Genomic DNA, 14,189 nt, shown 5'->3' with positions numbered 1-14,189 from the left:
CGGATCGTCGAACGTTGCTCCCGCTGGATACTCTCCCGGTGCCCCCGTCGATCAAGTACGGGGACAACGGGGAAAGGTGGATGAGGGATGACCCTCATGCCTGGTACGACAACGTCCAGATCATTGAAGCGAACCCTGTCGGCCGCCACACTGTCCATGCTGGTGGCCACCGGGCTGGCGGTCGTCTCGACGGCCACGCCGGCCGCCGCGTACGACGTGCGCTTCGCGAACAACACCTCCTGGGCCTGGACGGATTCTGGGCACCCGAAGAACATCGACATCGATCAGGCCGGCGACGTGTCGGTCGGCACCTGGCTCGACAGCAAGCGGCGTCCGCACACCTCGCGGGCGTACTTCACCTTCGACATCACCACGTACCGCGGCGCGGTCATCGAGTCCGCCATCTTCAACGCCAAGGAGACCGGGGCGGGCGACTGCGCCAAGCGCCCCGAGGTGGAGTTGTGGCGTACCGAGGGGTACACCTCGCGCTCCAGTTGGGCGAAGCCGCCGGTCGACCTCGGGCGGATCGACACCACAGTGCTGCCCGCGCAATCGGGGTGCCCGGCTTCCTACGTCGATTTCGACGCCACGGAGGGGTTGCGTCAGGCCCTCGCCGAGGGCAAGTCGACGCTCACCCTCTCGCTGCGGCTCCCGGTGGCAGTTGAGAAGGACCCGACGCTGGCCCGGAAGTACGCGAGCCAGGTAGGCCTCTCCATCGACCACAACTACCCGCCGGGTGTTCCGACCGATCTTCAGACCGTGAACAGCACGAACTGCACGGTCGCGGAGCCGTACCAGGTGGTGCCGCGGCGTGATCTGAACCTGTCGGCGGTCCTGCACGACAAGGACCTCAGCGACACCGGTGGGACGGACCAGCTCACCGCGACGTTCGCGCTCTGGCCGGTCGACGAGCCGGCCGCCCGGGTGGAACGGATCGACTACGGCCGCAACGGTGATCGGGCCCTGGGCCGGTTCCGGACCGACGACATTCAGAACGGCCGGGTGTACGCCTGGCAGGTGCGCGCGGCGGACAGCCGAGCCACCAGTGAGTGGAGCGGGATCTGCTACTTCCGTACCGACTTCGACGGCCCGGCCACGGCACCGACGGTCTCCTCGATCGACTTTCCCGTCGACGGTCCGCAGGCACCGGCGATACCGGGTGAGTTCACCTTCGACGCCGCGGGCGATGCGGACACGGTCGGGTTCGTCTACCAGCTCAACGGCGGTGCGCCCGGCACCGTGACCGCCAATCACCCCGGCGGCTCGGCCACGGTGACCCTGACCCCCTGGGTCGCTTCCAACCGGCTCGAAGTGTGGAGCGTGGATGCCGTCGGCAACCGGTCTCCGGTCACCACCTACGAGTTCTTTGCCGCGAGCAACGCGCCGACCATCTCCGCGACCGTGTACGAGGAAGGGACCTACAGCGGTGGGCCGGGCGTGCCCGGGGTGTTCACCTTCAGCTCGCGCGTGCCCGGCGTGGTCAGCTACCGCTACTCCTTCTTCAATGGGGAGGCCGGCACCGTGCAGGCCAACGCCGATGGCAGCGCGTCGGTCACCTGGGTGCCGGCGGATGCCGGCTGGACGATGCTGGAGGTCGTCGGCGTCAGCGGGAACGGCACCGAGTCCGACTCGGCCATCTGGCTGTTCGGCGTGGCCGACTAGGTCGCGTGCGGTCCTGAGCGCGGTGTGACGACTCCGGCCGGCCCATCACCCTCTCCGGGTGGTGGGCCGGTTCCGTTCCCTGCGCCACATGTGTGGTCCCCGATGCTCGATGGCGGGCCGTCCGGTCGGGTCGCGGCGTAGGTTGGGGTTCATGTCTGTGCCGAGCGATCCCGATCCCCGCCTCCAGTCGTACGCGGACCCGCAACGGTTGGTCACCACCGAGTGGCTGGCCGAGCACCTGGGCGACGAGGGCCTCGTCGTCGTCGAGTCCGACGAGGACGTGCTGCTCTACGAATCCGGTCACATTCCCGGTGCCGTGAAGGTCGACTGGCACCTGGAGTTGAACGACCAGGTGACCCGGGACTACCTGGACGCCGAGAGCTTCGCCGAGCTGTGCGCCGCGAAGGGCATCGGCCGGGGCGACACCGTCGTGTTCTACGGCGACAACTTCAACTGGTGGGCTGCGTACGCCCTCTGGGTCTTCTCGCTCTTCGGCCACGCCGACGTGCGGCTGCTCGACGGCGGTCGGCAGAAGTGGATCGCCGAGGGCCGCGAGGTGACCCGCGACAAGACGACTCGACCGCGCGCCGACTACCCGGTGCCGTTGCGCGACGACGCGCCGCTGCGGGCGTACCGCGAGCAGGTCATGGCGCACATCGCCGCCGGCCGGCCGCTGGTCGACGTCCGTTCGCCGGGCGAGTACACGGGCGAGACGCTGCACATGCCGGACTACCCGCAGGAGGGCGCGCTGCGTGGCGGGCACATTCCCGGTGCGGTGAGCAAGCCGTGGAAGTCCGCCGCCAACGACGACGGCACCTTCAAGTCCGCCGACGAGCTGCGCGCGATCTACGCCGACCAGCTCGGGCTCAGCCCGGCCGACGACGTGATCGCGTACTGCCGGATCGGTGAGCGGTCCAGCCACACCTGGTTCGTGCTGCGGCACCTGCTGGGTTACCCGCAGGTGCGCAACTACGACGGGTCGTGGACCGAGTGGGGCAACCTGGTCCGGGCACCTGTGGTCAAGGGCGACCAGCCCGGCGGCCTCGCCTCCTGACCAGGCTGAGCGGCCTCGCCTCCTGACCAGGCTGAGCGGCCTCGCCTCCTGAGCAGGCTGAGCGGCCTCGCCTCCTGAGCAGGCTGAGCGGCTCCGCCGCGTGAAGCCGTACGGCCGTCCCCACGCGATTGCCCCGGTCGCGTGGGGACGGCCGTCAGCTGGCGAGTGCCATCGCCCCGCGCAGGTCGCGGACGATGCCGGTGATCTCGCCGGTCTCCGGGTTCCAACGGGCCAGGGCAGCCGGCTCCAGCCGGAGGAGCACCGAGCCCTTGTTGTCCCAGCCCAGCACCTCGCAGCAGCCCTTGGCCCGATCCCGGCCCAGGTCGAGCAGATGGGACACGGCGCCGGTCCGTGCGTCCAGCACGGCCACCCCTTCAGCGCCGTCGATCTCACCGCTGGTGATCCACGCCGCGCTGGCCAGCCGCTCGCCGTGCAGCCAGCCTCGGCCGTAGAACTCGTTGATCGCGTACGGCGAGGGCAGCGCGCGCCCGGTGATGGGCTGTTCGGAACGGATCTGCGCCTCACGGGCGGTCCTGGTGCGCAGCTTCAGGGCGTCCCGTTCACCGATCATCTCGACCAGTGGGGCGTCACGGCCGGCCTCCGGGTCGGGTGCGGCCACGACCCAGGTCGACACGTCGATCATGGTGGCGACCCCGGTGACCCGGTCCACCGCGTACGTCCGGTCGTCACCCCCGACCAGCACCCGGTCATGCGCCCACACGACCAACTCCAGGTATCCCTCAATCGGTATCCGGCGGACGTCCGCCGTGGTGAGGTCGACCAGGACCAGCTCGTCGTTCTGGGCGAACGCGGCGGACCGGCCGTCCGGCGACAGCACTCCCGGCTTCAGGGCGACCGCCTCGTTGCCGCTCGCGTCGCGGGTGGGCGCCAACGTCACCACGTCGAGACTTCGCACCACGCCGTCGTCGCCGAGAACCCGGACCGGCCCGTCCGCGCGGTTCTCCTCGTCGACCGGTTGGAACAGCGCCCGCGCACGCTGGACCGGTCGCTCGGAGAGCGGCACCGTCGCCGGGCTGCCGAGCCGGTTCAACGGGTCGGGTAGGTAGGTCAGGTTGTCGGGCGGTCGCTGGACCGGGCCATTGTGGGTGGGTTCGACGGTCGGGGCCACCGGAATGACCGGCGGCGGATCGGCGGACGAGCGCAGGGCGGCCACCATGCCACCGGCGACGAGCGCCACGGCCAGCGCCGCCGCCGCGACGGCCTTTCGGGTACGCCGGGTGCGGCGGGCCCGCTCCCATCCGGCGGTGGCCGGTCGGCTGGGCAGCACGTCCTCGACGCTGACGGTCATCAGTCGGCGTAGGTCCTGCTCGTTCACGGGTTCACCTCCAGACCGCTGGCCAGGTCGGCCGAGCCCTGGCTCGGTCGGGTGTCCCGGGCGAGGTCCGGTGCGACCTCGCGGAGTCGACGGAGCGCCGCGTGACACTGGCTCTTGACGGTGCCGACGGTCACCCCGAGCGCCTCGGCGGTGGCGACCTCGGTCAGGTCCTCGTAGTAGCGCAGCACCAGCACGGCCCGTTGCCGTGGTGGCAGCAGACCCAGCGCGTCGTGCAGTGTCAGCCGTAGCGCGCCGTCCCGGTCGTGGGCCACCTGGTCCGGCGGCGCGGCACTGAGCCACTCCCGACGACGACGACGCCACCACGACACGGAGTCGCGGTAGAGGATGGCCCGCACGTACGCGGAGGGGTCGGCGTTGCGGACCGAGCCCCATCGCAGGGCGAGCTTCAAAAGCGCGTCCTGGAGCAGGTCTTCGGCCTGGTGTTGGTTGCCGCAGATCAGGTACGCCGCGCGGAGCAGCCGGTGTTGGTGGCTCTCCACGAAGGCGAGGTAGCCGTCGCGCCCGTCGTCACCCTTTGGTGCCATCCGCCCTCCTCCCGGCCGTCCCGATGCGCGTCACCTGCCAGACGCACGGGGGGAGGGAAAAGGTTGGGTCAGCTTCCCGGTGTTCCGGTCAGGTAGCGCTGGAGGGTCGGTGCGATCCAGGAGACCAGGTCCTCCGGTGTCGTGTCCACCATGGGCGGCAGGCGGACGACGTACCTGGTGAAGGCGAGGCCGAGGACCTGACTGGCCACCAGACCCGCACGGCGGGCGGTTGTCGTCGGGTCGGTGCCGAAGGCGGCCACCGCAGTGGTGAGCTGGTTGGCGAAGATGTCGCGCATGCGTTCGGCGGCGCCGGGGTTGGTGCTGGCGGCCCGCAGCAGCGCCACGAGTGTCTCGTCGCCGTCCCACCGGCTGAGGAAGTGCCGGACGAGCGTCTCGCCGAGTTGCTCGGGCGGGATGGGCGTCAGGTCGGGCAGGCGTAGGTCGAACTCGGCTGCCGCCGCGAAGAGACCCTCCTTGCTGCCGTAGTAGCGCATGACCATCGACGGGTCGATCTGGGCGTCGGCGGCGATGGCCCTGATCGTGGCGCGCTCGTACCCGTCTGCGGCGAATCGTTCGCGGGCCGCTCGCAGGATCGCCGCCCGGGTCGCGTCCGAGCGGCGGGGTTGGGTCGGCGGAGCGGGCACTGTCACGTCAACGACCGTATGCCAACAGGTGTTGACACGCAATCAGGAGGGTTCTAACGTCGCCAACAAGTGTTTGCCAACATGTGTTGGCAGCGATCGTCTGGAGGTGGCCCATGAGCACCGACGTTCTGGTGGTGGGCGCCGGCCCCACCGGTCTCGCCACCGCCCTGACGCTGGCGCGACGCGGAGTCGACGTGACACTGCTGGACAAGCTGGCCGAGCCGCCCACGACGTCCCGCGCGGCGGTCGTGCACGCGTACACCCTGGAGGTGCTGGACCGGATCGGCGCGGCGGCGCCGTTGATCGCCCAGGCGGTGCGGACACCGCGCTTCACAGTGCGCGACCGGGACCGGGTGCTGCTGACGGTGCCGTTCCACGAGCTGCCGTCCCGCTACCCCTATGCGCTGCTGGTCTCCCAGGCGGTGACCGAGGCGGTGCTCGTCGGGCAGCTCGCCGACCTCGGTGTCCAGGTACGACGACAGCGCCGACTCACCGGGCTCACCGACACCGGCGACGGGGTGCTCGCGCAGGTCGACGGGGAGCCGTTGCGCGCCCGGTACGTCGTCGGCGCGGACGGCCTGCACAGCACCGTGCGGCAGTTGGCCGGCATCGGCTTCACCGGCCCGAGCGACGAGGAGTCCTTCGTGCTCGCCGACGTACGGGTGCGAAGCGTTCTGCCGCGCGACGAGGCGGCCCTCTTCCTCGCCCGCCCCGGCCCGTTGATCTGGGCGCCGCTGCCGGACGGGGTGGTCCGCCTGGTCGCCGCCGTGGCGGACGCCCCACCCGCACCGGACCGGGCGTACCTCCAGGCGCTGCTCGACGAACGCGGCCCGGCACGGAGACCCGACCGCGTCACCGAGGTGCTCTGGGGTTCCCGGTTCCGGGTCCACCACCGGATCGCCGACACCTTCCGAGCCGGGTCGGTGCTGCTGGCCGGGGACGCCGGGCACGTGCACAGCCCGGCCGGCGGGCAGGGTATGAACCTCGGAATCTGCGACGCGGTCGCCCTCGGCACCGCGCTGGCGGACGTGTTCGACGGTGGCCCGGACACGCTGCTCGACGACTACAACACCCGGCAGCGGCCGATGGCCGAGGACGTGATGAGCTTCGCCGCCGGGCTGACCCGGCTGGCCACCGTCCCCCCGGCCCGCCGGCCGGCCCGGGACGTGCTGCTCCGGTTGATCGGTGCGGTGCCGCCGGTCCGTCGGCGGATCGCGCTGCGCCTGTCCGGGCTGTCCCACCGGGAGGCAGACGCCGAGCTGAGCCGGTGAGACGGGCCGCCGAGCTGACCGGTGAGACGGGCCGTCCGGCTAGGTTCTGTCTCGCGGATCATGAATCTCGCTCGTTAGGCCCTTTGTGGCACGAGGAGATCTGACGAACCACGAGTGGGCTGTGTTGGCGCCGTTGCTGCCGACACAGCCCGTTCGAGGTAACCAGTGGCGTGATCATCGGCAGGTCATCAACGCGATCTGCTGGGTCAAACGGACCGGTTCGCCATGGCGTGACCTGCCCGAACGGTATGGGCCATGGAAGACCGCGTACCAACGGTTCCGCCGCTGGGCAGCCGACGGCACCTGGGCCAGCCTCAAGGCGCACGTCATCGCGTTGGCCGAACTCGACGACGACATTGACTGGGACGCCCAGGTCGACGCCACCATCGTGCGGACCCACCAACACGCGGCGGGTGCCCGAAAAGGGGGCTGAGTAGCACCGACGCGCGGGCAGCGCAAGGCATCGGCCGGTCCCGCGGCGGACTGACCACGAAGATCCACACCCTGGCCGACGGACGTGGCCGCTCTCTGGCTACCCGCATCACCCCAGGTCAGGCCGCCGACACCCAGCAATTGATCCCACTGCTCGACCAGGTCCGAGTGCCGCGTCCCGGCCAGGTCGGCAGACCACGCAAGCGACCTGACTCCGTCACCGGCGACAAGGCGTACTCCTCGCGAGCCAACCGCAAGGCCCTGCGAGACAAACGCATCACCACCGTCATCCCCGAGCCCAACGATCAGATCGCCAACCGGAAGCGGCGAGGACAACGTGGCGGCCGACCACCGACCTTCGATCCCACCGCCTACAAGCGCCGCAACCAGGTCGAACGCGGCTTCAACCGACGCAAACACTGGCGCGGCCTCGCCACCCGCTACGACAAACTCGGCTCCCACTTCCAGGCCACCCTCGACCTGGTCGAAACCCTCGACTGGCTACGCGCCGTCCCCGACCACCAAGATCTACGAGACAGAACCTAGGCCGGCGACACCGGCCGCAGTGCCCGCCACGCCGCGACGGTGACCAGCGCGAAAACGCCCGCGGCGGCACCCACCACCGGCACCGTCCCGAACGCGGCGGCGGCGAGCCCGGCGAGTGCCGCCCCGACCGGCGCGGTGAGCAGACCGACCATCCGCTGGGCCGCCCCGACCCGGCCGAGCAGCCCGGCCGGCACGCTCCGCTGCCCGTACGACGCCCACAGGCTGTTCCACACCACGGTGCCGGCGGCGAACACAGCCAACGCGAGACCGCCCGGCACCGGATGCCGGGCCAGCGCGAACCCGGTCAACGCCACGGTCTCCGCGGCGAGCACCACGCCCAGCGCCGGGACCGTGCCGAGTCGGGCGGCGAGCCGACCGGCCCCGAGCGCCCCGACCACGCCACCGACGATGGCGGAGGCGGCGAACAGCCCGTACCCGGCCGGCGGCACCCGCAGCACGTCCAGCGCGTAGAGCACCAGCACCGCCATGATCCCGCTGATCGCCAGATTGCTCGCGGAGGTCAGCACCGTGACCCTCCACAGTGTTCGGTGCGCGTACAGCCAGCGCAGCCCATCGACGATCTCACGCCACACCGATCCGCGCCGTACCCCGGACCGTGGTCGCGTAGCCGCGACGGGTGCCGGGGTCAGGGCCAGCACGAGCAGCGCGGCCACCGCGAAGGTGACGGCGTCAAGGGCGAACGGGAGGGCCGGTGCGACGGCGAAGAGGACACCGGCGGCCGGCGCCCCGAGGAAACCCCCGGCAACCGCGGCACCCGCCTGGAGTCGGCCATTCGCCCTTGGCAACGCGTCCGGTGGCACCAGCGCGGGCAGCAGGGCGAACGAGGCGGAGTCGAACAGAGTGCCCAACGCGGCGAGGAGGAACGCCGCCACCAGCAACACCGGGACGCTGGCCCGATGCAGGGCGACCGCCACCGCCAGTGCCGCCACCACGGCGGCGCGTACCCCGTCGACCACCGCCATCGTCCGACGACGGTCCCAGCGGTCCGCGTACACACCGCCGAGCAGGCCGAAGAGCAACGGTGGCAACTGACCCGCCACGGTGACCGCCGCGATGATCCGCGGATCGCGGGTCACCGTCGCGGCCAGCAGGGCCAGTGCGGGGGTACGCAGCGCGTCCCCGAACCGCGACGAGACGGCGGCGGACCAGAGCAACCGGAAGTCCCGGCCCAGAGCTGTGGAGGTCATCCGGCGACAGTGCTGGTTCGACCTGGTCGAGGGTCAAGCCGCCGGGCGAAAGGGGGACGCGCGTGTCGGTGATCATCGGTACGGTGGGCGCCGGCATTTCGGGACCGGGGGAGAAACGCACGTGGACCACACCTTCCAGGTCGACCTCCGTGGCGTGGTCGACCTGCTCAGCCACCACCTCTACGGCAGTCCGAGGGTCTACGTGCGCGAGCTGCTGCAGAACGCGGTGGACGCGATCACCGCGCGGCGCTCGACCGAGCCGGACGCGCCGGCCCTGGTCCGCATCGAGACACCCGAGGCGACCGGTGACGGCACGCTGCGGGTGCACGACACCGGCATCGGACTGACCGAGGCGCAGGTGCACGAGTTGCTGGCCACCATCGGTCGCAGCTCCAAGAGGGACGAACTCGGCTTCTCCCGGCACGAGTTCCTCGGCCAGTTCGGCATCGGCTTGCTCTCCTGCTTCCTGGTCGCCGACGAGATCCAGGTGTTCACCCGCAACGGCGACCACCCCACGGTGCGCTGGACCGGGTACGCCGACGGCCGGTACGCGGTGAGCCTGGCGCCGCCGGAAGCCTCCCGCGCCGAACCGGGCACCACCGTCACGCTGGTGCCGCGCCGCGACGCCGACCAGTGGTTCGCCACCCCTACCGTCACCGACCTGGCCCGGCTCTTCGGGTCACTGCTGCCGGTCACCGTCCGGGTCGGTGACATGGTGACCACCACCGGCGAGCCGCCCTGGCCGACCGCCCCCGGCGCTCCCGTCGACCGGGCGGCACTTGTCGCGTACGCCCGGGAGACGCTCGGTATCGACCCGTTCGACGTGCTGCCCCTGAGCGTGCCGGAGGCCGGGCTCACCGGTGTCGCCTTCATCCTGCCCACCCCGGTGAACCCGGCGGCCCGGGCCGGGCACCGGGTCTACCTCAAGCGGATGCTGCTCACCGAACACGCCGACGGGTTGCTGCCGGACTGGGCCTTCTTCGCGCACTGCGTGGTAGACGCCACCGAGCTACGCCCCACCGCCAGCCGGGAAGCCCTCTACGAGGACACCCTGCTGACCACGACCCGGGAGGCGCTCGGCGACCAGGTACGCGGCTGGCTGGTCCGGCTGGCCCGGCACGACCCGCACCGGCTGGCCGAGTTCCTCCAGGTGCACCACCTGGGGGTGAAGGCACTGGCGCTGCACGACGACGAGATGCTCCAGCTGGTCGACAGGTGGTGGCCGATGGACACCAACGTCGGCACGCTCACCCTCGCCGAGTTCCGGGAGCGCTACGGCGTGCTCCGGTACGCGGCGAGCCTGGACGAGTTCCGGCAGCTCGCCGCGGTGGCCGCCGCGCAGGACCTGGCGGTGGTCAACGGCGGCTACACGTACGACACCGAGCTGATCGAGCGGCTACCGGCGGTGGACCGCTCCGTGCTGATCGAACGGCTGGAGCCGAGCGACCTGACCACCCGGTTCGACGCGCTCGACCCGCAGGTGGAGATGGCGCTGCGGCCCTTCCTCGCCGCCGCGCAGCGGGCCGTCGAACGGTCCGGCTGCGAGGTGGTGATCCGGGCGTACGAACCGGTGTCGCTGCCCGCGCTCTACCTGGTCAGCAGGTCGGCGGCGTTCAACGACCAGTTGGCGGCCAGCCGGGACCGGGCCGACGAACTGTGGGGCGGCGTCCTCGACGCTCTCGCCGCCACCGCGCCGCCGGACCGCCCGCAGCTGGTGCTCAACCACCGCAACCCGTTGGTCCGCCGGGTCACCGCGCTGGCCGACCCGGAGTTGGTGGGGCTCGCCGTCGAGGCGCTGTACGGCCAGGCGCTGCTGCTCGGCCACCATCCGATCCGCGCTGCCGACGCGGCGTTGCTGAACGATTCCTTCCTCGGCCTGCTCGGCCGGGCCGTACCAGGACAGGGGCGAGCATGAGCGACGAGGATCTCTGGCGGGTGCTGCGCGGCATCTCCGACATGCCGTACGGGGCGGGGCAGATCGCCGCGTTCGAGCAGTTGCTGCGCCGGGTGGACGCCGCCGACGACCGACACCTGGCCTTCGTCACCCGGATGCAGGCCACCACCGGTTACATCTACGGCGGCGAGCCCGCGAAGTCCTTCGTGACGTTCTCCTGGTGTCTGTCCGAGTTCGACAGAGACCCGCAGCCCTATCACCAACGCCACGCGCACAACCTGCTGTGGCACTTCAAGTACATGGTCACCGGGTTGCTGAACTTCCCGGAGGTGCCCCTCGACCGCACGTACGCGGTGCTGGACGACATGGAACGCCGCTACCGGGCGGGTGGGCACAGCCTGCAGACCGTCCACAAGCACCGGTTCCGGGTAGCCGACCACGTGGGCGACGCCGAGGCTGCCGCGCACTGGTACCGGCTCTGGCAGACCACACCGCGCGACGACCTCTCCGACTGCGCCGGCTGTGACCCCACCAGCCAGGTGAACTACCTCGCCGACACCGGGCGGGACGCGGAGGCGGTGGCGCTGTCCGAGCCGGTGCTCGCCGGCCGGCTCACCTGCAACGAGCAGCCGCAGGCGATCCTCACCGCGCTGCTCCTGCCATACCTGCGGACCGGGCGGGCCGAGTCGGCGCGGGACGCGCACCGGGAGGCGTACCGCCGGTTGCGCGGCAACCTCGCCGACCTGTGGGACATCGGCGACCACGTCGAGTTCTGCACGGTGACCGGCAACGAGGCGCGGGCGGTGGAGTTGGTCGAACGGCATCTGGACTGGCTGGACCGGGCACCGTCGCCGGCCGCCGCGATGCACTTCGCGGCGACGGCTGCCGCCGCGCTGCGCCAGGCCGGTCAGGGCGGTGTGGCGACCGTGTACCGCCGCGCCGCCGAGGGTCGACCGGCCGGCGAGGTGTCGGCGTCGGTGCTCGCCGACGAGCTGACGCGGACCGCCACCGAGTTGGCGGAGCGTTTCGACGCCCGCAACGGCACCACCCACCAGTCGGAGTGGGTCGCCCGCCGGCTCGCCGTGCGACCGAGCGGTGAGCACCTGCCGCTGTCCGCGAGCGTCCGCCGTCGCCCGCCACTGAGGGGCGGGGACGAGCCGACCACATCCCACCGCGGCGACTCCCCGGCCCTGGCCGACAGGGCGACGCGCGCCCGCAAGCCCGAGACACCCGCACCGACGGTGCCTGCCGACGCCGGGCCGGACGAGCTGCTGGACCTCGCCGAGCAGAGCTGGGGTCGGCACGACCCGATCACGTTCCGGGCGGCGTTGGCCGCCTACGACGACCGGTTCGGCACGGCCGACCTGCCGCCGCGTACTGTCGCGCAGCGGATGGCGCTGCGGGCGGCCGAGCGCGGCGACGAGGACGACCTGCCGGGCGCGATCGAGTCGAACCGAGCGGCTCTGGACCTTTACCTGACGCAGGGCGACGAGTTGTCCGCGCAGGTGGTCGCGGGGCGGCTCGGCGTGCTGCTGGCCCGCTCCGACGACGCCGACGAGGGGTTGGCGTTGGTCCGGAAGGCAGCGGAGGTGCTGGACCGGGACGGCGACGCCCGGCAGCGGGCCGCCGCCCACCACCGGGTGGCGTTGGCGCTGCTTCAGCGGGAACGCTGGGCCGAGGCGCTCGCGGCGCTGGACCGGGTGCCCGCCGACGCGGGTGGTGACCCGTACCTGGCGGCCCGGGTCGCGCTGCACCGGGCGCACGTGTTGGAGCAGTCGGAACGTCTCGACGAGGCGCGAGCCGCCGCCGCCGAGGCCCGCCGCATCGGCCGGGACGTGGGCGTCGACGAGCTGGTAACGGCGGCCTCCCTGGCGTACGCCCGGACGGTGGACGACCCGGCCGAAGCGGTGGCCGCCTGCGACGAGGCGCTCGCGTCGGCCCCGACGGAAGCGGAGTTGGCGGTTCGCGTCGCCCGTGCCCGCGCGTTGCTCGCGGCCGGCCGGGCCGCCGACGCGGTGGACGACTTCGTCGAGGCGGTAACGCTCTGCGTGGAGCGGGGCGAGGAGGGGGACGCGTTCCTGCGGTGGGAGTTGGCGAACGCGTACCGGATGGTGGGTCGGCTCGGAGAGGCGGCCGAGGTCGCCGAGGAGGCGGTCCTGGGTCTCGACCGGCTCGGCGCCCAGGCCGAGGCGGACCGGTGCCGGCACCTGCTGGCCGGCGTGTACGCCGGGCTCGGCGAGATCAAACCGGCCCTCACCCTGCTGGAGCAGTTGGCCGACAACCTCGACGGTCCGGACAACCTCCCGTACCGGGCGCAGGTGCTGGAGGAGGCCGGGGACATTCTCTACGACGCGGACCGGGACGCGGCCGGCGCGGAGCGGTTCGCCGCAGCCGCCGAGGCGTACCGGCTCGGCGACCTGCCGCTGGACGAGTTGCGGGCGCGCCGGCGGGAGGCGTACGCCTGGTTCTGGGCGGACGACCGGCCGGCGGCGACTCGGGCCGTCGAGCAGGCGGACGCGCTGGCGGTGACCCTGGCCGGGCAGCCGGAGCCACCGGTGACGTATGAGCTGGCGATGGTCGCCGAGGTCGGGGCGCGGGTGCTGACGACCGGGAACCGGCCGGACGAGGCGTTGGCGCGGCTGGACGGGGTGTCTGACCGGCTACGGTCGATCGAGGCTTTCGGTGAGGCTGCCCAGGTGGAGATCCTCGTCGGTGAGCTGCTGCTTCGTCTGGACCGTCCGGGGGAGGCGGAGCCGCTCCTGCGACGGGTTCTCGGTGGGCTGCCGGCCGACTCGCGACCGGTCCGCCAGACGGCCTGGCTGCTGGCCCGTGCCCTGGATCTGCTGGACCGGCCCGCCGAGGCCGCCGCGCTGAGAACGGAGCACGACCTCGACCCTGACGACTGAGCGCGGCGGTCCGCGCCGAGGTGTGCTCAACCGCTCGCCAACCATCGGCCCACCGGGGCCAGATCGCGGTCTAGGCTTGCCCGGTGACGGTGGAGCAGCAGGCACGGGGTGCCACGGGCGCGGGCCGGCGCAGGTCCCGCAAGGACGAGATCCTGGAGATCGCGGTCGGTCTGTTCGCCGCGCGTGGCTACCACGGTGTGTCGATGGACGACATCGGCGCGGCGGCGGGGGTCACCGGTCCGGCGCTCTACCACCACTTCGCCGGCAAGGAGGCGATGCTGGCCGCCGCGCTGATCCCGGTCAGTGAGGGGTTGCTGGCCGGCGGGCGGGAACGCGCCGCCGGGCACCCGGACGACCCGCGCGGCGTGCTGGAGTCGCTGATCGACTTCCACGTCGAGTTCGCGCTGGCCAACCCGGCGGTGATCGCGTTGCACCTGCACGAGTTGGACCGCCTGCCGGAGGAGCCGAGACGACGGATCCGTCGTCTGCAACGGCTCTACGTCGAGGAGTGGGTCACAGTGCTCACCGCCCTGCACCCGGGCATGCCCGACGGTGAGGCGCGGGTGCTCGCGCACGCCGCGTTCGGGTTGATGAACTCGACTCCGTTCCTAGGCGGTGAGGTGGACCGGCGTCGCCGGGCCGAGCTGCTGCGCGGCGCGACACTTGCCGCGTTGCTCGCCTGAGCCCGACT

General features: G+C 71.9%; 11 protein-coding genes. 7 read left to right on the top strand and 4 right to left on the bottom strand.

The genetic code is table 11. From position 1 onward, the window contains the following. Positions 1-123: 123 nt before the first annotated feature. Positions 124-1,662 (top strand): hypothetical protein, encoded by a 1,539-nt coding sequence (locus tag O3438_RS22360; RefSeq protein WP_269681753.1) that lies wholly within the window; start codon positions 124-126, stop codon positions 1,660-1,662. Positions 1,663-1,813: 151 nt separating this feature from the next. Beyond that, a complete protein-coding gene (locus O3438_RS22355) occupies positions 1,814-2,716 on the top strand; it encodes a sulfurtransferase (protein WP_269681752.1) in 903 nt (300 codons plus the stop codon). Between the two features lie 154 nt (positions 2,717-2,870). Here O3438_RS22355 and O3438_RS22350 read toward each other — a convergent pair whose 3' ends face one another. From O3438_RS22350 to O3438_RS22340, 3 genes are all read right to left on the bottom strand, one after another. Then, a complete protein-coding gene (locus O3438_RS22350) occupies positions 2,871-4,052 on the bottom strand; it encodes a hypothetical protein (RefSeq protein ID WP_269681751.1) in 1,182 nt (393 codons plus the stop codon). Then, entirely contained in the window at positions 4,049-4,597 is a 549-nt protein-coding gene (locus O3438_RS22345; protein WP_269681750.1) for a SigE family RNA polymerase sigma factor, read from the bottom strand. The genes O3438_RS22350 and O3438_RS22345 overlap by 4 nt, the downstream gene beginning before the upstream one ends. A gap of 68 nt (positions 4,598-4,665) precedes the next feature. Continuing rightward, the gene (locus tag O3438_RS22340; RefSeq protein WP_269681749.1) at positions 4,666-5,247 is read right to left on the bottom strand and encodes a TetR/AcrR family transcriptional regulator; all 582 of its coding nucleotides are present in this window, start codon (positions 5,245-5,247) and stop codon (positions 4,666-4,668) included. A gap of 107 nt (positions 5,248-5,354) precedes the next feature. Between O3438_RS22340 and O3438_RS22335 the strand changes: the two genes are divergently transcribed. Together O3438_RS22335 and O3438_RS22330 are read left to right on the top strand one after the other, a co-directional pair. Further along, on the top strand, positions 5,355-6,512 hold the full coding sequence (locus O3438_RS22335; protein WP_269681748.1) for an FAD-dependent oxidoreductase: 1,158 nt from the start codon (positions 5,355-5,357) through the stop codon (positions 6,510-6,512). Between the two features lie 85 nt (positions 6,513-6,597). Then, positions 6,598-7,490, top strand: a protein-coding gene (locus tag O3438_RS22330; RefSeq protein ID WP_442929568.1) for an IS5 family transposase whose coding sequence is annotated in 2 segments (ribosomal slippage) — positions 6,598-6,942 and positions 6,945-7,490 — 891 coding nt in all. Because the reading frame shifts where the segments join, the coding sequence is not laid out codon by codon here. Here the strand turns inward: O3438_RS22330 and O3438_RS22325 are convergent. After that, positions 7,487-8,698, bottom strand: coding sequence for an MFS transporter (locus tag O3438_RS22325; protein ID WP_269681747.1), 1,212 nt, complete (start codon positions 8,696-8,698; stop codon positions 7,487-7,489). The genes O3438_RS22330 and O3438_RS22325 overlap by 4 nt on opposite strands. Positions 8,699-8,819: 121 nt before the next feature. Here O3438_RS22325 and O3438_RS22320 point away from each other — a divergent pair, with 121 nt between their 5' ends. The 3 genes from O3438_RS22320 (at position 8,820) to O3438_RS22310 (ending at position 14,181) form a co-directional block, all read left to right on the top strand. Further along, a complete protein-coding gene (locus tag O3438_RS22320; RefSeq protein WP_269681746.1) occupies positions 8,820-10,613 on the top strand; it encodes an HSP90 family protein in 1,794 nt (597 codons plus the stop codon). Then, complete coding sequence (locus O3438_RS22315) at positions 10,610-13,498, top strand: hypothetical protein (protein WP_269681745.1); 2,889 nt, start codon at positions 10,610-10,612, stop codon at positions 13,496-13,498. Before O3438_RS22320 ends, O3438_RS22315 begins: the two co-directional genes overlap by 4 nt. An 83-nt stretch (positions 13,499-13,581) precedes the next feature. Further along, positions 13,582-14,181, top strand: coding sequence for a TetR/AcrR family transcriptional regulator (locus O3438_RS22310; RefSeq protein ID WP_269681744.1), 600 nt, complete (start codon positions 13,582-13,584; stop codon positions 14,179-14,181). Positions 14,182-14,189: the final 8 nt, after the last annotated feature.

The organism is Micromonospora sp. WMMC250 (assembly GCF_027460215.1).
GTDB classification, from domain to species: domain Bacteria; phylum Actinomycetota; class Actinomycetes; order Mycobacteriales; family Micromonosporaceae; genus Micromonospora; species Micromonospora taraxaci.
The sequence above is the reverse complement of the archived record's forward strand: the minus strand, read 5'-3'. Positions and strand labels throughout refer to the sequence as shown.

Coding starts and splice junctions, on each gene's coding strand:
- O3438_RS22355 (WP_269681752.1), top strand. CDS start 1,814: ATGTCTGTGCCGAGCGATCCCGATCCCCGCCTCCAGTCGTACGCGGAC.
- O3438_RS22345 (WP_269681750.1), bottom strand. CDS start 4,597: ATGGCACCAAAGGGTGACGACGGGCGCGACGGCTACCTCGCCTTCGTG.
- O3438_RS22335 (WP_269681748.1), top strand. CDS start 5,355: ATGAGCACCGACGTTCTGGTGGTGGGCGCCGGCCCCACCGGTCTCGCC.
- O3438_RS22325 (WP_269681747.1), bottom strand. CDS start 8,698: ATGACCTCCACAGCTCTGGGCCGGGACTTCCGGTTGCTCTGGTCCGCC.
- O3438_RS22315 (WP_269681745.1), top strand. CDS start 10,610: ATGAGCGACGAGGATCTCTGGCGGGTGCTGCGCGGCATCTCCGACATG.